Annotated in this window: 12 protein-coding genes and 2 pseudogenes; 9 read left to right on the top strand and 5 right to left on the bottom strand. The window is 64.0% G+C overall.

Features of this window, described 5'->3' with window-relative positions:
* Positions 1 to 89 precede the first annotated feature (89 nt).
* Together P0D96_RS20510 and P0D96_RS20515 are read right to left on the bottom strand one after the other, a co-directional pair.
* The gene (locus P0D96_RS20510) at positions 90 to 344 is read right to left on the bottom strand and encodes a hypothetical protein (protein WP_132374956.1); all 255 of its coding nucleotides are present in this window, start codon (positions 342 to 344) and stop codon (positions 90 to 92) included.
* A gap of 298 nt (positions 345 to 642) precedes the next feature.
* Positions 643 to 1,038, bottom strand: a pseudogene (locus tag P0D96_RS20515) (transposase); the annotation flags it as partial.
* 409 nt (positions 1,039 to 1,447) lie between these two features.
* On the opposite strand from P0D96_RS20515, the gene P0D96_RS20520 reads away from it, so the two are divergent.
* From P0D96_RS20520 to truB, 9 genes are all read left to right on the top strand, one after another.
* A complete protein-coding gene (locus tag P0D96_RS20520; RefSeq protein ID WP_408280453.1) occupies positions 1,448 to 2,350 on the top strand; it encodes a LysR family transcriptional regulator in 903 nt (300 codons plus the stop codon).
* A gap of 308 nt (positions 2,351 to 2,658) precedes the next feature.
* Positions 2,659 to 3,885 (top strand): pyridoxal phosphate-dependent aminotransferase, encoded by a 1,227-nt coding sequence (locus P0D96_RS20525; protein WP_408315037.1) that lies wholly within the window; start codon positions 2,659 to 2,661, stop codon positions 3,883 to 3,885.
* Between the two features lie 370 nt (positions 3,886 to 4,255).
* Positions 4,256 to 5,470, top strand: a complete 1,215-nt coding sequence (scpB, locus tag P0D96_RS20530; protein ID WP_408315039.1) for an SMC-Scp complex subunit ScpB — start codon at positions 4,256 to 4,258, stop codon at positions 5,468 to 5,470.
* A 64-nt stretch (positions 5,471 to 5,534) separates the two neighbouring features.
* Positions 5,535 to 7,412 (top strand): 23S rRNA pseudouridine(2605) synthase RluB, encoded by a 1,878-nt coding sequence (gene rluB / locus P0D96_RS20535; protein ID WP_408315041.1) that lies wholly within the window; start codon positions 5,535 to 5,537, stop codon positions 7,410 to 7,412.
* Between the two features lie 535 nt (positions 7,413 to 7,947).
* A complete protein-coding gene (gene rimP / locus P0D96_RS20540; RefSeq protein ID WP_007182297.1) occupies positions 7,948 to 8,406 on the top strand; it encodes a ribosome maturation factor RimP in 459 nt (152 codons plus the stop codon).
* On the top strand, positions 8,403 to 9,878 hold the full coding sequence (nusA, locus tag P0D96_RS20545) for a transcription termination factor NusA (RefSeq protein WP_091794906.1): 1,476 nt from the start codon (positions 8,403 to 8,405) through the stop codon (positions 9,876 to 9,878). The genes rimP and nusA overlap by 4 nt, the downstream gene beginning before the upstream one ends.
* A gap of 93 nt (positions 9,879 to 9,971) precedes the next feature.
* Complete coding sequence (infB, locus tag P0D96_RS20550) at positions 9,972 to 12,938, top strand: translation initiation factor IF-2 (RefSeq protein ID WP_132374952.1); 2,967 nt, start codon at positions 9,972 to 9,974, stop codon at positions 12,936 to 12,938.
* 214 nt (positions 12,939 to 13,152) lie between these two features.
* Positions 13,153 to 13,518 (top strand): 30S ribosome-binding factor RbfA, encoded by a 366-nt coding sequence (gene rbfA, locus P0D96_RS20555; RefSeq protein WP_408280466.1) that lies wholly within the window; start codon positions 13,153 to 13,155, stop codon positions 13,516 to 13,518.
* 94 nt (positions 13,519 to 13,612) lie between these two features.
* On the top strand, positions 13,613 to 14,548 hold the full coding sequence (gene truB, locus P0D96_RS20560) for a tRNA pseudouridine(55) synthase TruB (protein WP_408315043.1): 936 nt from the start codon (positions 13,613 to 13,615) through the stop codon (positions 14,546 to 14,548).
* A gap of 114 nt (positions 14,549 to 14,662) precedes the next feature.
* Here the strand turns inward: truB and P0D96_RS20565 are convergent.
* The 3 genes and pseudogenes from P0D96_RS20565 to P0D96_RS20575 all read right to left on the bottom strand — a co-directional run.
* Positions 14,663 to 16,255 (bottom strand): annotated as a pseudogene (locus P0D96_RS20565) (DHA2 family efflux MFS transporter permease subunit); the annotation flags it as partial.
* A gap of 1 nt (position 16,256) precedes the next feature.
* Positions 16,257 to 17,540 (bottom strand): EmrA/EmrK family multidrug efflux transporter periplasmic adaptor subunit, encoded by a 1,284-nt coding sequence (locus P0D96_RS20570; RefSeq protein ID WP_408315045.1) that lies wholly within the window; start codon positions 17,538 to 17,540, stop codon positions 16,257 to 16,259.
* An 81-nt stretch (positions 17,541 to 17,621) separates the two neighbouring features.
* Positions 17,622 to 19,130 carry an efflux transporter outer membrane subunit gene (locus P0D96_RS20575; protein WP_132374948.1) on the bottom strand — a complete coding sequence of 503 codons (1,509 nt, stop codon included), beginning with the start codon at positions 19,128 to 19,130 and terminating at the stop codon, positions 17,622 to 17,624.
* Positions 19,131 to 19,169 lie beyond the last annotated feature (39 nt).

Genomic DNA, 19,169 nt, shown 5'->3' on the forward strand with positions numbered 1-19,169 from the left:
ACAACGCGCGGTGGTTCCCCCAATTATTCAATATGCGCTACGGAGTTTCGCGAGTGAGTCCCGTGGGTTTTGCTCACGTTCGACTCCGCCTAACGTCGGTGCGTCGGATCCTGGCGAGGCGCCTCCGGTCGTGTGCGCACGTTGCTGGCGATATCACCGCGCAAGTCTCCGCGCGGCGCCGGCGGTGTGAAATCGCGGGCGCGCGAATCGCTTTGCTGCCAGGCTTCGATGGTTGCCGGACGATCCGGCCGCCAGTTCCAAGCCTGTTGGCGCTGCTGGGCAAGCGCCGGTGCGGCCATCGATGAAACGACAATGCCGCACAGAAGCAGTGACATTGGTTTCATGCTGAGCTCCCGTCAAGCCGATCGACTCAAGGCCTGTTTGCATACACATAAGGTATGCCCAGTCGCGAAAGCACGCTGTAAGTAATAGTAAATGGATGTTTCACCAGCAACTATCGCGCTGCTTCAGACGTCTGAAGCAGCGCGCAAGCAGGCTGGGTGTAACGGGAAGGGACGACTCTGTTGGGCGCGCCGAAGAGCGGTGCCCATGACAGGTACGGCGTGCGTCAAGACGCGTCGACCTGAGGATTGATACGCGCCGGGCGCCCGCAGGCGCCCGGAGGAAAAGCAATGTGCGTCAGGCCATCTTGACCGGCGCGCGCCACGATTCCGGATTGGTCCAGAAGGCGCCGCGCAGGCGGTCACGGCTCGGCGGTGCCGGCGGTTTCGCGGCGGTCGCGCCAATCCGGCCGCGCAGCGAAATTTCACGGCCGCTCGTGCCGAGTCGCTTAACTATTTCGGCGAGCGTACCATCGGCTTGCCACTCGTCGAAGCGACGGCGGCAAGTCGGTGGCGACGGATAGCGGCCCGGCAGTTTGGACCAGCCTTCGCCTGTCGATAGCACCCACAGCACGGCGTTGACAACCGCGCGCGCTTCCACGCGTGGCCGACCGCGCCGTTCGCTCCGTGCTGGCTCCGCACAGAACAACGCCTCGACCAGCGCCCACTCGTTGTCTCTCAAATCGTCGAACAGCATCATGTTTCACCTCAGCGAAGCTAACTCCGGTGCGCTGCCCCGCGCCGCGCACTCTCCATGCACTCGATAGGCGAGTGCCAAGGAGGGTCGGGCTTGCCACGGTCTGCTATGCAGTCAGAATCATGGCGCCGACCCTTGTCTGCAGATAAATGCAGGAAGTGTGCCAAGTTGAGTCCAACCGCCTGAAAGCCCTGTGACAGCGGGCCAGCGCGGGCGCTAGCTAGGGGCGTATAAGAATCCAAAAAACCCATCTCGCAAATCGGGACAATCACCAATCTTGTGCAATCAGGCCCGGCCAGCGTGCGTTTGCGCCTTATCGCTGCATTGCAGCGAGATTGCGAAAAGCGACTGTGGCGCTATCTTTAGCCTTACAATACGCATCAAATGATGCAATTGATGAGGTTGGTAAATGAATGTCACGCTCCGCCAGCTAAGGGTTTTCATCGAGGTGGCCCGTTTGCAGAGCTTCAGCCGGGCCGGCGATGAAATCGGCCTGACGCAGTCGGCGGTCAGCCGTTGCGTGCGCGAACTGGAGGGCGAGATCGGCCTCAAGCTGATCGATCGCACAACCCGCGAGGTGCAGCTCACGGATGTCGGCGGCAACCTCGTGTCGAGCGTGTCACGTCTGCTGACGGATCTGGACGACGCGCTTCGCGAGATCCGCGAAATCGGCGAACAGCGCCGCGGACGCGTGGTGGTGGCCGCCAGCCCGACGGTGGCGTGCCGGCTCATGCCGCGCGTGGTGGCCTCGTGCGTGCAGCAATTCCCGTATATCGCGCTGGGCCTGCGCGACGACGTGCAGAGCGACGTGGTGCGCAAGGTCAAGTCGGGCGAGGTCGATTTCGGCGTGATCATCGGTCCGTTTTCCGCCGACGACCTGCTCAGCGAATCGCTGATGACCGATTCGTTCTGCGTCGTCTTGCGCGACGATCATCCATTGGCGGCGAAGGAACGCGTGGCGTGGGCGGACCTCGACGGCCAGCAGCTCGTGATGCTCGATTACGCGTCGGGCAGCCGGCCGATCATCGACGCCGCGATGCAGGAATATGGCGTGAGCGCCACGGTGGTGCAGGAACTGGGGCATTCCGCGACCGTTTTTGGGCTGGTCGAAGCGGGCGTCGGCGTGAGCGTGCTGCCGTGGCTGGCGTTGCCGTTGCCGGAGGGCGCGTCGCTGGTGGCCCGGCCGCTCGTGCCGCGCGCGGAGCGCACGGTCGAACTGGTGCGGCGGCGCGACCGGTCGCTGTCGCCGGCGGCGGAGGCGGTGTGGGGACTGATTCGTCAATTGCCGGGACGGGCAGAGGATTTGAGCTAGCTGGCGGTGGTGGGACTTGCGCGATGTCCCTAGGGCGGCAAAGGCACCGCCGCGTGGGGGAATGCGATATTCCCGTGGGCAGCAAAGGTGCGGTCGCGTGATGCGCGCGACGCCGCATGGTCGGAGACGGTGCGATGGGACGAATGTTGCCGTTCTCGAAGCACGGCGCCTGGCGACAACCCATCCGCGACCGATCTCTCGCCATGCCTTCTCATCCGCCGACTTCGCCGTCCCAAAAAGAAGCACCAAGCTAAACTGTCGCCTCTGCTGAATTTCAACCCATGCCCTTTACCCGCCTGGAAGCCTCGATGAGCGAATCGGATCTGCCCGTGCCATCCATCCCGAACGCGCGCGACGCTGTGCGCGCACTGCGTCCTTCGCAGATCCGCGAAGTCGCCAACGCCGGTTTCGGCGTCGACGACGTGCTGCCCTTCTGGTTCGGCGAGTCCGACCGCGTCACGGCGGCCTTTATCCGCGACGCCGCCAGTGCCGCATTGGCGGCCGGTGCGACGTTCTACACGCACAACCTCGGCATCGCGCCGCTGCGCGCCGCACTTGCCGGCTATGTCAGCGACCTGCACGGCGCGACGTCGGCGGAGCATATCGCGGTGACGAGCGCGGGCGTCAACGCGCTGATGCTGGCGGCGCAACTCGTGGTGGGCGCGGGCGACCGCGTCGTCGCGGTGACGCCGCTCTGGCCGAATCTGGTCGAGATTCCGAAGATTCTCGGCGCGCACGTCGAAACCGTCGCGCTGGGCTACGGCGAGTGCGGCTGGCAGCTCGACCTGGAGCAGTTGCTGGCGGCGCTGACGCCCGGCACGAAAATGCTGCTGATCAACTCGCCGAACAATCCGACCGGCTGGGTGATGAGCCGCGACGAGCAGCGCGCCGTGCTGGCGCATTGCCGGCGCCACGGTATCTGGATCGTGGCGGACGAGGTCTACGAGCGCCTTTACTATGCGGACGCTTCTGCGGATGCGACTGGCGTGCCTTCGCGAACCGCGCCATCGTTCCTCGATCTGGCCACCCGCGACGAACGCGTGATCTGCGTCAATTCGTTTTCGAAGGCGTGGTTGATGACAGGCTGGCGGCTCGGCTGGATCGTCGCCCCGGCCGCGTTGATGGATGATCTGGGCAAGCTCGTCGAGTACAACACCTCGTGCGCGCCGGCCTTCGTTCAGCAAGCGGGCATCGCCGCCATCGAGCAGGGCGAGCGCTTTACGCAGGAGCTGGTGCGCGACCTGAAGGCGTCGCGCGACCATCTGGTGCGTGCGCTCGCCACGGTGCCTGGCGTCGACGTCAAGACGCCGTCCGGCGCGATGTACCTGTTTTTCTCGATGCCGGGCGCCTCGCGCAGTCTGGAGCTTTGCAAGGCGATGGTGCGCGACGTCGGGCTCGGCGTGGCGCCGGGCAGCGCGTTCGGTCCGCAAGGCGAGGGCTTCGTGCGCTGGTGCTACGCCTGCGACACGGCGCGGCTGGACGCGGGCGTCGAGCGCCTGAAACGGTTCCTGGCGGAACACGCAACGGCGCAATAAGTGAGTGGCGGAAAAGGTGGCTGTGTAAAGCTATTGAACCAACCAGGCGAAGAACAACCGAAGAAAGCGGGTTTTTATCAAATTAAGCCCGCTTTTTCGCAAAAGCACGGCCGCCAAAGCATGGCTGGGCAATGCGCGGGGGATTTCGTCTTTACGCACTGATTGTTTTTGCGTAATATGGCGCTCAGTCACGCGGTTCCTTTCAGGAATATCGCTGCTCCGTCCGGCTGGGTTTGGCTCGATTGTCTGTTTCGCCTCCCCCCGGTGCGTGCTCCCATCAATATGACCGATCAGAATCGGGCGAGCGCGTCTTCAGTTCCACATCGTCTGTTTGATCCGGTTCTTTGACCACAGGGTCTGACCTAGCTGCATGAATACCCAAGAGGCGAAGATCGTCCTCGAGACTGCCTTGATCTGCGCGCAGGAGCCGTTAAAGCTCGGCGAGTTGCGCAAGCTCTTTGCCGACGGCGTGTCGGCAGACACCGTTCGGACTTTGCTCGAAGACCTCAAGCAGGACTGGTCTGGGCGCGGTGTGGAGTTGGTCGGGCTGGCGTCGGGGTGGCGGTTTCAAAGCAAGCCCGCGATGCGTTCGTATCTGGATCGTTTGCATCCTGAGAAACCGCCGAAATATTCGCGCGCGGTGCTCGAAACGCTCGCGATCATTGCATACCGGCAACCGGTGACGCGTGGCGATATTGAAGAGATTCGCGGCGTCACGGTGAATACGCAGGTCGTCAAGCAGCTCGAAGATCGAGGCTGGATCGAAGTGATCGGCCATCGTGATGTGCCGGGCCGTCCCGCGCTGTACGCGACCACGCGGCAGTTCCTCGACGACCTCGGGCTGACAGCGTTGGACGAATTGCCACCGCTCGCCGATCCGTCGGCGCAGTTGAACGCGGATCTGCTCGGCCAGCACGCGATCGAGTTCGCCGACGCCGATGCCGCGCAGGCTTTGGCTTCGAAACAAGAGCTGGTGGATTCCGGCGTGGTGGTTGAAGCAGGCGCTGTTGCAAGCGAAGCTGTTGCGGATGCATTTGCGAGCGCAACTGTCGATGGCGAGTCGGAGAATATTCCGCAAGCCACGGGCGAAGCGCCGCAATCCGACTCCGCTGACGCAGCCAGCCATGCCGTTGACAGCCAGCTTGAAGCAGTAGACGAGGCGTCAGGAACGGAAATCGCTGACGAACTCGCTGAAGAAGAGCATCAGACGCAGCACACCGAGCCGGTGGAATCGGCGCAGGCGGCCCACAGCGCAGCGGAAGTCGAGGCACAAACCGCATTGGCATTCTCCGGGTCGCACTCGGACGCCGCTATTGCGCCGGCCGCGCAGGACCCGGCTGAAACGGCAAATGCAGCACACGTTGCACCGCAGGCAGGCGCCGCCGAGTCCGCACAGAATCACGATCCGGTCTCCCAGGCCGATCCGGCAATACCCGCGCACGACTCGGGCGTACTCCGCAATACGGAGCACGCCGCCGAGCCGAACCCGACCAAGGCGGCGCACGGCGATCCTCTGGATCGTCGCGATGCGGCGCAGGACGCAGGCATTCTGACCGACGACGAACCCGAGTCGCGCAGCGCCTGACGTAACCGAACTTTTTTTGCCACGCCCGCAACGGGCGTGCGCGACCTGACATTTTGAGGTTGTTTTGACACATACCCACGACACCGATTCGTCCGAATCCGAGCGCGCCGTGCCGTCGGCGCGCGCTGACGAAACGCGCACCACGCAAGCGTCGGCAGGCGAGGGCGAGCGCCCGGCGCAGACCACGGAAGCAGACGGTGACGACCGTCCGCGCCGCGGCCTGCGTCGCGGCCCGCGCAGCCTGATCGCCCGGCGCCGCGCCGGCGCGAAGACGAAGGGCGCCGAAGGCGCGCCCGCGCAAGGAGCGCCGGTCGTCACCGAGGCGCCGCCGGACGGCGAGGTCGTCGCGCAAGTGCGGATGCCGCGCAAGGACGCGGGCGCCAAGGGTCAAGGGCCGCGCCGCAATGCGGGCGGCGCGAAGCGTGAAGGCGGGCAGCGCGAGGGCGCACCGCGTGAAGGCGCACCTCGTGAAGGTCAGCGCGAGCGCCAGCCGCGCGAAGGCGGGCAGCGTCAGAACAGCCGCCGCGGTGGCGAAGCGCCGGTGGCAGCGGCAGCCGCCGGTCAGGACGACCTGTTCTCGTACGTCACATCGCCCGCATTCGACGCGGACAACAGCGCCACCGGCGGCGTGCGCGCGCCGATGCTGCGCCGTGGCAAGCCGGCTGCGCCCAAGCGCGTGCTCGCAGCCGACGACGACGCGCCGAAGTTGCATAAAGTGCTGGCCGAAGCCGGCATGGGTTCGCGCCGCGACATGGAAGAGCTGATCGTCGCCGGCCGCGTGTCGGTGAACGGCGAACCGGCTCACATCGGCCAACGCATCATGCCGACCGACCAGGTCCGCATCAACGGCAAGCCGGTCAAGCGCAAGTTGGCCAACAAGCCGCCGCGCGTGCTGCTGTATCACAAACCGACCGGCGAAATCGTCAGCCACGCCGATCCGGAAGGCCGTCCTTCGGTGTTCGACAATCTGCCGCCGATGAAAACCGCCAAGTGGCTCGCGGTCGGCCGTCTCGACTTCAATACGGAAGGTCTGCTGATGCTGACCACGTCGGGCGACCTGGCGAACCGTTTCATGCACCCGCGTTATAGCGTCGAGCGTGAATATGCGGTGCGCGTGGTCGGCGAACTGGCGGAAGGCATGCGTCAGAAGCTGCTGCACGGCGTCGAGCTGGAAGACGGCCCGGCGAACTTCCTGCGTATCCGCGATGGCGGCGGCGAAGGCACTAATCACTGGTATCACGTCGCGCTCGCCGAAGGGCGTAACCGCGAAGTGCGCCGTATGTTCGAAGCGGCTGGCCTGATGGTCAGCCGTCTGATTCGTACCCGTCACGGCCCGATTTCGCTGCCGAAGGGGCTCAAGCGCGGTCGTTGGGAAGAACTCGAAGACAACCAGGTGCGCGCGCTGATGGCATCGGTCGGCCTGAAGGCGCCGACGGAAGAAAAGGGTGGCCGCAGGGAAGCGCCGGAGCGCAAGCAGCCTGATCCGATGCAGACGTCGATGGGCTTCATCAGCCGTGAACCCGTGCTGATGTCGCATGGCCGGTTCGACCAGCAGCAGCCGCGCGGCCAGGGCCGGCGCGGTGCGGCAGGCGGTGGCTTCGGTGGCGGCGCGGGCGCCGGTTTCGGCGGTGGTTACGGCAATCGCGGCGCCGGCCGTGGCGCCGGTGGTTTCAGTGGCCCGATGGGGGGCGCGGCGGGCGGCCCGCGTGGCGGCCGTGAAGTCGATGGCAATCGCGCACCGTCGGGCAATGGCAACCGTGCGGCCGGCGGCGGCAAACGCGCCAGTGGCAGCGGCAGTCCCAATCCGGGCAGCGGCGGCGGCAACCGCGGGCCGGGTGGCAATCGCGGCGGCGCTGGCAACCGTGCGGGCGGCGGCAACGCCAACGCCGGCGGCGCCAATCGTGGCGGCGGCGCACCCCGCGGCCGTTCGCGCGGCCGTTAAGCAGCACGCCAGACATGCATGGCGGTCAGCCGTGGATCGTTCTTCAGCGATCTTTCGCCGGCAGCCGCCAGAATCGATCGACGAGCGCCATCGGTTTGGCGTCACGCGGTTTCATGTGACGCATAAAACCGCGACGTAAATGGAAGTGGGGGCGGATTTCATTTGCCCCGCTTGTCCAACTCGGGTTCGGGGCGGCATGAGCCGCCTTGCAAAAGGCCCGAAGCGCCGTCATATCGTTGAAAGATTCCCGTGAAATCAACCGGAAAAGCGCGTTGGGCGGCGTTCTGCGGTTTGCGTTTGTCCCGAAAAATGGCTACAATCGCGAAGTCGCTGGGCGTGCGGCTTTTTATGTGCGGCTCAGGTGCGACCACCGGCAATAAGATGATGGGCGTTTAGCCCATTTTTTTTTGCCGATCAGTTCTCAGTGGTTCGGCATCTCGGGTAGCACGAACGTGCGCCGGCTTGGCGCGCGGCCCGCATTGGTTGTTTGCATAACAAGCGGCAGGCTCGCTGCGCGAACATCTAAGAGGGCACTGTGCAACTGACGGAACTGATTGAAACCACGGTCGTGGGACTCGGCTACGAGCTCGTCGATCTCGAGCGCACCGGGCGCGGCATGTTGTGTATCTATATCGACCAGCCGGCCGGCATCGCGATCGAAGACTGCGAGAAAGTCACGCGTCAGCTCCAGCACGTTTTGACGGTCGAAAACATCGATTACGAGCGGCTTGAAGTATCGTCGCCGGGGCTCGACCGCCCGCTGAAAAAATTGGCGGATTTCGAACGCTTCGCAGGCAGCGAAGTGGTAATCACATTGAAAAAGCCATTGGACGGACGGAAATCGTACCGGGGCATCCTGCATGCTCCGCAAGGCGAGACGATCGGTCTGGAATTTGAAGGGAAGGAAGGCGCCGCGATGCTCGATTTCACGCTCGCGGACATGGACAAAGCACGCCTCGTTCCGAAAGTTGACTTTAGGAGCCGCAAACAATGAGTCGCGAAGTGTTGATGCTGGTGGATGCGCTGGCACGCGAGAAGAATGTCGACAAAGACGTGGTATTTGCCGCGCTCGAAGCGGCTCTCGCTTCGGCCTCCAAGAAACTCTTCGAAGAAGATGCGGATATCCGCGTCCATATCGACCGTGAAAGCGGCGAGCACGAAACGTTTCGCCGCTGGAAAGTGGTGCCGGACGAAGCCGGTTTGCAGGAACCGGATCAGGAAATCCTGCTGTTCGAAGCACGCGAGCAGAAGCCCGAGATTCAACTCGACGAGTTCATCGAAGAACCGGTGCCGTCGATCGAATTCGGCCGTATCGGCGCGCAGGCCGCCAAGCAGGTGATCCTGCAGAAGGTGCGCGACGCTGAACGCGAACAGATCCTGAACGACTTCCTCGAGCGCGGCGAGCACATCATGACCGGCTCGGTGAAGCGTCTCGACAAGGGCAACTTCATCGTCGAAACCGGCCGTGTCGAAGCGCTGCTGCGCCGCGACCAGCTGATTCCGAAGGAAAACCTGCGCGTGGGCGACCGCGTGCGCGCCTACATCGCGAAGGTCGATCGCACCGCGCGCGGTCCGCAGATCGAACTGTCGCGTACGGCGCCCGAATTCCTGATGAAACTGTTCGAGATGGAAGTGCCGGAAATCGAGCAAGGCCTGCTGGAAATCAAGGCGGCCGCGCGCGATCCAGGCGTGCGCGCCAAGATCGGCGTGGTCGCGTACGACAAGCGCATCGATCCGATCGGCACGTGCGTCGGCATTCGCGGTTCGCGCGTGCAGGCGGTGCGTAACGAGCTCGGTGGCGAAAACGTCGACATCGTGCTATGGTCGGAAGATCCCGCACAGTTTGTGATCGGCGCGCTCGCGCCGGCAGCCGTCCAGTCGATCGTCGTCGATGAAGAAAAACATTCGATGGACGTCGTCGTCGACGAAAACGAACTGGCGGTCGCGATCGGCCGCAGCGGCCAGAACGTGCGTCTCGCCAGCGAACTCACCGGCTGGCAGATCAACATCATGACGCCGGACGAATCTGCGCAAAAGCAGAATCAGGAACGTGGTGTACTGCGTGACCTGTTCATGGCGCGTCTCGATGTCGACGAAGAAGTCGCCGACATCCTGATCGACGAAGGCTTTACCAGCCTCGAAGAGATCGCTTATGTGCCGCTCAACGAAATGCTCGAGATCGAGGCATTCGACGAAGACACCGTTCACGAACTGCGTAATCGCTCGCGCGACGCGCTGTTGACGCTGGCGATCGCGAATGAAGAAAAGGTCGAAAACGTAGCGCTCGACCTGAAGAGCCTGGACGGCATGGACGCCGACCTGCTCGCCAAGCTGGCCGAACATCAGATCCAGACGCGCGACGAACTCGCCGAGCTGGCTGTGGATGAACTGGTCGAGATGACCGGAATGGAAGAGGATGCCGCTAAGGCGTTGATCATGAAAGCACGTGAACACTGGTTCCAGTGAGAAATGACCATGGCGCACTAAATTGAAGCGGCCGTCAGGCCGCATGACCCGATGCTAACCGCAAGGAATCGGTCCTTGCATTAAGAGGAATGAATGGCGAGTAACAACGTAGCCCAATTTGCCGCGGAACTGAAAATGCCTGCAGGCGTGCTGCTTGAGCAGCTGCAGGCGGCGGGCGTCACAAAAGCGAGCGAAGACGATAGCTTGTCCGAAACGGACAAGGCGCGTCTGCTCGACCACTTGCGCAAGTCTCACGGCTCGACTGATGCTGACAAGCGCAAGATCACGCTGACGAAACGGCATACGTCGGAAATCAAGCAATCCGATGCGACGGGCAAAGCTCGCACCATTCAGGTCGAGGTGCGTAAGAAGCGCACTTTCGTCCGCCGCGACGAAACCTCCGCTGAAAACGGGGATGCATCGAATCATGTGGCCGAGGCCGACGTCGACGATCTCGAACTCCAGCGTCGTGAAGAGGAAGCTCGTCACGAAGCCGAGCTGCTCGAAAAGCAGGCTCAGGAGTTGAAGGCGCGTCAGGAACAACTCGAGCGCGAAGAAGCTGAACGTCAGGCGCGCGAGCAGGCTGCTGAAGCCGAGCGTCGCCGCGCGGAAGAAGAAGCGGCGAAGAAGCGTGCAGCGGCTGCGGCCGAGGCGGCAGCTCGCGAGCAGGCGCAGACCGCCAAGCCGGCGCAAGCCGCGCAGCCGGCGGTCGCGAAGGCTGAACCGGTGGCTGCCAAGGCAGCGGAGCCGGCGGTCGCCAAGCAAAGCGAGCAGGACGACGAGCGCGCCGCCGCAGAACGCGCCGCGCAACGCGAAGCCGCGAAGAAGGCAGAAGACGCAGCGCGTCAGGCTGCCGAGAAAGCGCGTGCTGAGCAGGAAGAAATCGCCAAGCGCCGCGCGGCGGCTGAAGCCGAAGCGCGCGCGATTCGCGAAATGATGAACACGCCGCGCAAGGCACAGGTCAAGGCGCCGGAACCGGCACCGAAGCCGGCTGAGCCGGCCAAGGCCGTGGAAGCCAAGGGCACGCTGCACAAGCCGGCGCGTCCGGCGGGTGAAGCACCGGCGCGTCCGGCAGCCAAGAAGCCGGCTGCTGCGGCTCCGGCTGCCACGACCACGCCTTCCGCCGGCGACAAGAAGAAGCCGGGCGGCGGCAAGGGCGGCTGGCAAGACGACGCAGCGAAGCGCCGCGGCATCAAGACGCGCGGCGACACGAGCGGCGGTGTCGATCGCGGCTGGCGCGGTGGCCCGAAGGGTCGCGGCAAGCATCAGGATCAGAACACCACGTTCCAGGCACCGACCGAACCGATCGTGCGCGAAGTGCACGTGCCGGAAACCATCACGGTCGCCGATCTGGCGCACAAGATGGCGGTGAAGGCGTCGGAAGTCATCAAGTCGATGATGAAGCTCGGCCAGATGGTCACGATCAACCAGATGCTGGACCAGGAAACGGCGATGATCATCGTCGAGGAACTGGGCCACCACGCGGTGGCGGCCAAGCTGGACGATCCGGAAGCCATGCTGGTCGAAGGCGAAGTGTCCGATGCGGAAGCACTGCCGCGTCCGCCGGTCGTCACGGTCATGGGTCACGTCGACCACGGCAAGACGTCGCTGCTCGACTACATCCGCCGCGCCAAGGTCGCAGCGGGCGAAGCGGGCGGGATTACGCAGCACATCGGCGCTTACCACGTCGAAACGCCGCGTGGCGTCATCACGTTCCTCGACACGCCGGGTCACGAAGCCTTTACGGCCATGCGTGCCCGCGGTGCGAAGGCAACCGACATCGTGATTCTGGTGGTCGCAGCCGACGACGGCGTGATGCCGCAAACGAAGGAAGCGATCGCCCACGCGAAGGCCGGCGGCGTGCCGCTCGTCGTTGCGATCAACAAGATCGACAAGCCGGATGCGAATCCGGAGCGCGTGAAGCAGGAACTCGTCGCGGAAGGCGTCGTGCCGGAAGAATACGGTGGCGATTCGCCGTTCGTGTCGGTGTCGGCCAAAACCGGCGCTGGCATCGACGACTTGCTGGAAAACGTGTTGCTGCAAGCCGAAGTGCTGGAACTGAAAGCACCGGTCGAAGCGCCGGCCAAGGGTCTCGTCATTGAAGCGAAGCTCGATAAGGGTAAGGGTCCGGTCGCAACGATCCTGGTCCAATCGGGTACGCTGAACCGCGGCGACGTGGTGCTGGCAGGTAGCGCTTACGGTCGCGTGCGAGCCATGCTCGACGAAACCGGTAAGCCGACCAAGTCGGCAGGCCCGTCGATCCCGGTTGAGATTCAAGGTCTCTCGGAAGTGCCGCAAGCGGGCGAAGAAGTCATCGTCATGCCGGACGACCGCAAGGCGCGTGAAGTCGCATTGTTCCGTCAAGGCAAGTTCCGCGATGTCAAGCTGGCCAAGCAACAGGCCGCGAAGCTCGAGAACATGCTGGAACAGATGGGCGAAGGCGAAGTGGCGTACATGCCGCTCATCGTCAAGGCCGACGTGCAAGGTTCGCAGGAAGCGTTGGTGCAGTCGCTGCTCAAGCTGTCGACCGACGAAGTCCGCGTGCAGATCGTGCACGGCGCCGTGGGTGGCATCAGCGAGTCGGACGTCAACCTGGCTACGGCTTCGAAGGCGGTTATCATCGGCTTCAACACCCGTGCGGATGCCCAGGCGCGCAAGCTGGCGGAAACCAACGGCGTCGATATTCGCTACTACAACATCATCTATGACGCAGTGGATGACGTGAAGGCTGCGATGTCGGGCATGCTGGCACCGGAGAAGCGCGAAGTCGTGACGGGTACGGTCGAAGTGCGTCAGGTCTTCAAGGTACCGAAGATCGGCGCGGTGGCCGGCTGTATGGTCACGGACGGTTTCGTCAAGCGCTCGTCGTCGGTGCGCGTGCTGCGCAACAACGTCGTCATCTTCACGGGCGAGCTCGATTCGCTCAAGCGCTTTAAGGACGACGTCAAGGAAGTCCGTCAGGGCTTCGAGTGCGGTATGTCGATCAAGAACTTCAACGACATCGTCGAAGGCGATCAGTTCGAAGTCTTCGAGGTCACCGAAGTCGCGCGTTCGCTGTAATTCACGCGACACGGCTCAAGGGGCGGAGCGGGCTTTAACGCCCGCTCCGCCCGTTGTTTTTGGGGCCACGCGTTTGTCCGTGTCCGTCGCGCACCGCGTCCGCGGTCGAGTTTCTCCTGTTCTGGGCCGCCTGAATGCCGCCTCGACAAAAAAGCCCGCAGCGCGGCGGCGCGAACCACTTTTCTGCATCCGTTAGAACGGATCACATAACACCATGCCTAAAAAACGTTCTTCTCCCAATCGCAATGTGCAGATCGCCGATCAGATCCAGCGTGATTTGTCCGAGCTGCTGCGCGAGGTCAAGGATCCGCGCATCGGCATCGTCACGGTTCAAAGCGTCGAGCTGACGCCGGACTATGCACACGCCAAGGTCTATTTCACGACGCTCACCGGCGATCCGCAGCAGACGCTCGAAGCGCTCACGCACGCGGCCGGCCATCTGCACAATCAGCTTTTCAAGCGCCTGCACATTCACACCGTGCCGACGCTGCATTTCCATTACGACAAGACGATCGAGCGCGCCGTCGAGATGTCGCGTCTGATCGACGAAGCGAACGCCAATCGCGCGAAAGAAGACTGAGCGCGCTGTTCGCCGCGGCGCTCGCTGCCATGCCTGAGTCGCCCTGCGCTCAGTGCTGTTTTCCGTATCCATCGAAGACTTTCGTCTTTCTGACATGACCGCACCTCAACGCCCCCGCGTGCCGCGTCGCGCGCTCGACGGCGTGCTGTTGCTCGACAAGCCGCTCGGCCTGTCGAGCAACGACGCGCTGATTCGCGCGAAGCGTCTCTATCTGGCGAAAAAGGCGGGCCACACCGGCACGCTCGATCCACTGGCAACCGGCTTGTTGCCGCTCTGTTTCGGCGAAGCCACCAAGTTTTCGCAAGACCTGCTCGAAGCCGACAAGACGTACGAGGCCACCATGCGCCTCGGCATTCGCACGACCACTGGCGACGCCGAAGGCGAAGCGATCGACACGCGCGAAGTGACGTGCGACGAGGCGGCGGTCCAGGCGGTTCTGCCGGCATTCCTCGGCGAGATCACGCAGGTTCCGCCGATGTATTCGGCGCTCAAACGTGACGGCAAGCCGTTGTACGAATACGCGCGCGCCGGTCAGACGGTGGAGCGGGAAGGGCGTGAGGTGACGATCCTCAAGCTCGAGATGCTCGCCTGCGCGTTGCCGGACGTGACGTTTCGCGTGACGTGCAGCAAGGGCACGTATGTGCGCACGCTGGCCGAGGATATCGGCGAAGCGTTGGGTTGCGGCGCGCATCTGGTGGCGCTGCGGCGCACCGGCGTCGGCGCGCTGACGCTCGACAATTCGGTGACGCTCGACGCGTTATCCGACGCGACTGAAGGCGAACGCGATGCGTGGCTGCAGCCGGTGGACGCATTGCTGTCGACGTTCCCGCTCGTGCAGTTGAACGAAGACGCGACGCGCCGCTTTCTTCATGGTCAGCGATTGAAGCTGTCCGAGTTGACGATCACGGACGAAGCCGTGAATGCGCCGCGCGTCCGGGTGTACGCACCGGAAGGGCGTCTGCTTGGCGTCGCGAAGCAAGGTGAGGGCGTGCTGGCGCCGGAACGGCTGGTTGTCACGACGGCGAGCTGAAAGCCGCACAGACGGCGGAGCGCGACAAAGGCGCTGCAAAGAAAAGGCGGAACCGCTACCAAGCGGTCCCGCCTTTTTTCATATCGTCTGCCGGATCGGAGCAGCGCCGAAAACTCAGTGCGCCGCCGCCGCCGCCGCACCCGCATCACCGCCTGCGCGTTCCGGCTTGGTGATCCAGATCAGCGCGATCAGCGCGATAAAAATGCCGGCGGACACGAAGAACAGATCATTCACACCGAGTTGCGCGGCCTGCTGCGTCGCCATCGTGTTGAACAGACCATACGCCTGCGGTTGACTGAAGCCCGCCGCGCCCATCTGCCGGATCGACTGGTCGAACACCGGGTTGTACGCGTTAGCCTGCTCGGCCAGTTGCGCGTGGTGCATGATCGTGCGGTGATCCCACGCGGTCTGGAAGATCGACGTGCCGATGCCGCCGCACATGATCCGCACGAAATTCGACAGGCCCGACGCCGCCGGAATCCGGTTGCCCGGCAGCCCGGACAAGGTGATCGACACCAGCGGGATGAAGAACCCCGCCATGCCGATCCCTTGAATCAAGGTGGGCACCAGCAGCGAGTAGGTATCGACGCCGGTCGTATAACGCGAGCGCATCCAGAAGCACAGTGCGAACACGAGAAACGACAGGGTCGCGATATAGCGCGGATCGGTGCGCGGTAAAACCTTGCCGGTGATCGGCGACAGCAGCACGGCGAACAGGCCGACCGGCGCCATCACGAGGCCGGCTTCGGTCGCGGTGTAGCCGATATCGGTTTGCAGCCACAGCGGCAGCAACACCAGATTACCGAAGTAGAGTCCGTAACCGATCGACAGCGCGACCGTACCGCCCGTGAAATTACGCCCGCTGAACAGCGACAAATCGACCACCGGATGCTCGGCCGTCAATTCCCACACGATAAAGAACGCGAGCGCGATCACCGCGACGAGCGCCAGCACGACGACGGTCGTCGACGAAAACCAGTCGAGATCCTTGCCCTTGTCGAGCATGACTTGCAGCGAGCCGACCCAGACGATCAGCAAACCGAGACCGACGCCGTCGATCGGTGCTTTTCTGATGACGGAATCGCGATTGCGGAAGATCATCCACGTCGCCACAGCGGCAATCGCGCCGACCGGAATGTTGACGTAGAAAATCCACGGCCACGAGATGTTGTCCGAGATCCAGCCGCCGAGAATCGGGCCGGCCACCGGCGCGATCAGCGTGGTCATCGCCCACATGGATAGCGCCATGGGCGCCTTGGCGCGGGGATAGCTCGCGAGCAGCAGCGTTTGCGACAGCGGAATCATCGGGCCGGCCACCGCGCCTTGCAACACGCGCGAAGCGAGCAGGAACGGCAGCGTCGGCGCGAGGCCGCACATCCACGACGAGATCACGAACAGAATGATCGACGCCATGAAAAGGCGTACCTGGCCGACGCGCTCGGTCAGCCAGCCGGTGAGCGGCACGGAGATCGCGTTGGCGACCGCGAACGAGGTGATCACCCAGGTGCCCTGGTCGGACGACACGCCGAGGTCGCCCGAAATCGACGGAATCGACACGTTGGCGATCGACGTGTCGAGCACGTTCATGAAAACGGCGAGCGACACCGCGATGGTGCCGATCACCAGTTGCGCGCCCTCGAGCGGCGGATGAGGGACTTGCGCCTGAGCCTGAGCCATTAAAGAAGCCTTGTCTGAATCGTCGCGAGGCTTACATCAGCTTCGCTGCGACCGGCTTCGCGCCGCCGGCCTGGGCCGACTTTTGCGAGCCGCCGTTCGGACCTGCGTTTTCCGAAATGATGCGAGCGATTTCCGCGTCAGCCTGGTCGCCGTACTTCTCGAACACATTGGTCTGATAGACCGTGTTCGGCGCCTGGCCGAGCTGGCCGCCGTTGTCGTCCTTGATGCTGACGTCGGCTTGCATGGACAGGCCGATACGCAGCGGATGCTGTTCGAGTTCCTTCGGATCGAGCGCGATCCGCACCGGCAGACGCTGCACCACCTTGATCCAGTTGCCGGTCGCATTCTGCGCGGGCAGCAGCGAGAACGCCGAACCCGTGCCCGCCGAGAAGCCCACCACCTTGCCGTGGTACACCACCGACGAGCCGTACACGTCGGCCGTCAGTTCGACCGGCTGGCCGATGCGCATGTGCTTGAGCTGCACTTCCTTGAAGTTCGCGTCGACCCACACGCCGCCGAGCGGCACGATCGCCATCAACGGGGTGCCCGGCGAGACGCGCTGGCCGACCTGCACCGAGCGCTTCGCGACGTAGCCGGTGACCGGCGCCGGCAGGTTGTTACGCGCGTTGTTCAGGTACGCGTCGCGGACCTTCGCGGCGGCGGCCTGCACGTTCGGGTGATTCGCGATCGTGGTGTTGGCGGTCAACGCGCGGTTCGACGCCAGTTGCTGCTGGGCGGCGTCGACGGCGGCTTGCGCGCTCTTCACGGCGTCGCGGGCGTGCGAGATTTCTTCCTGCGACACGGCGCCGGTTTGCGCGACCGTCATACGGCGCTTCAGGTCGTCCTGGGCGCGCGACAGATCGGACTGGCGCTGGGCCACTTGCGCCTGGTATTGGTTGTCGTCGGCGAACAGGCCGCGCACCTGGCGCACCGTCTGCGCGAGATTCGCCTCGGCCTGTTCGAGCGCGACACGGGCGTCGGCCGGATCGAGCACGACGAGCGGGTCGCCGGCCTTCACCGTTTGAGTGTCGTCCGCGTTCACGGCGACGACCGTGCCGGTGACTTGCGGCGTGATCTGCACGACGTTGCCGTTCACATACGCGTCGTCGGTGTCTTCATGGAAGCGGGCGACGAGGAAGTAGTAAAGGCCGTAAGCGATCGCGGCGATCAGGATCACGATGACGAGCAGCGTCATCATGCGCTTGCGTCTGCTGTTGTTCGTCGGTGGTTGTGCCGGTGGTTGTGCCGGTTGCGTCGGCTGCGGGGCCGACTGAGTCGGCTGTGTAGTAGCCGCGGGCTGTTGGGTGGTGCTCATTGATGTGCTCCGGGTTCTTTCAGACGTCGTCGTTTATTCGGATGTTCGTGCGTGTGTTCGATCTGCCTGTGGCTTGAGCGCTCAGTTCGCAGCGGCGGTCGCGGCGGTGGCCGATGCCGGAGCATCGGTCGGCACCACGAGGCCGGTTTGCGTCGCGTCGAAACCGCCGCCGAGCGCCTTGATGAGGCCGATCTGCATGTCGCGGCGGCGCATCTTCAGGCTGGTCACCGTCTGTTCGGCGGCGAGGCGGTTCTGGTCGGCGGTCAGCACCTGCAACTGCGGCGACAAGCCGGCCTTGTAGCGGATCACAGCCAGCTGATACGCCTTGGTCGATGCGTCGAGCGCGCGTTGTGCGTCGCCTTGTTGCTGGTCGATCGAACGGATCGACGACACCTGCGTCGCGACGTCCGAGAGAGCGCTGATCAGTGTCTGGTTGTAGTTCGCCACGTCCAGATCGAAGTCGGCGTAGCGGCCCTTCAGTTGCGAGCGCAGCGCGCCGGCGTCGAAAATCGGCAGGTGGATGGCCGGGCCGAACTGGATCTGGCGGCTGCCCGCGGTGAGGAAGCGGCCCCAGCCGAACGCGTCGAAACCGAAGCCGGCCGCGAGATTCACGTCCGGGAAGAATTCGGCCTTCGCTTCCTTCACGTCGTGCATCGCGGCTTCGACTTGCCAGCGCGCGGCGACGATATCCGCGCGGCGCGCGACGAGGTCCGCCGGCAGGTTGTTCGGCAGCGCCACGATGTCGCCCTTGTTCAGCGCGGGCTGGGCGATTTGCAGGCCGCGATCCGGACCCTTGCCGAGCAGCGCGCCCAGCTGGTAGCGCACGACGGTGATCTGGCCGTCGAGGTCGGTCAAATTGGACTGGCTGGTCGCGATGTTGCCGTTCGCGGTTTGCCGCTCGACATTGGTGTCGAGGCCGGCCGTCACGCGGCCGTTGGTGATGCGGCCGATATCCTGGCGATTGGCGATTTCGCGCGCGGCGATGTCACGGAACGCGTACAGCTGGGCGAGCTGGTTATACGTGCTGGCCACGGAGGCCGCGAGCGTCACGCGTGCCTGTTGCATGTCGGCCTCAGCGGCCTTTTCCTGCGATACGGCCTGGCCCAGACGCTGACGATTCTTGCCCCATAGGTCCAGATCCCAGGACGCGCTCGCAAGCACGTTGTTCTCGTTGTACCAGGTGCCGCCGAAGGGCGGCGGGTAGATCGAGTTTTCCGAGAATATTTCGCGGGTCCACGAATAGCTGCCGTTGACCTTCGGGTACAGCGCCGAGCGCGAACTCTCGATATACGACGAGGCCTTGGCGAGACGCGCCTGCGCCTGCGCGATCGACGGGCTGCCTTCCAGCGCTTCGGCGATCAGCTTGGGCAGTTGCGGGTCGCCGAACTGATTGGCCCAGTCGAGCGAGGGCCACTGGCCGCCCTGGCCGGCGAGGCTCTGGGCGGACTCGTACTGAGCGGGCGACGACATCTGCTTGTCGCTTTTCATACCGAAGTAGTTCGCGCACCCCGTGAGGGCGAGCGCCGTCACCGCGGCGGCGACAGCGGCCCGACTCGAAAGTGCGGGCGCGGACAGGGAAAGGGATTTCATCGCTCGACTCTTTGAGTGGAATGTAATGATGGACACTGC

Source organism: Paraburkholderia sp. RL17-347-BIC-D, assembly GCF_046027915.1.
Taxonomy (GTDB): domain Bacteria; phylum Pseudomonadota; class Gammaproteobacteria; order Burkholderiales; family Burkholderiaceae; genus Paraburkholderia.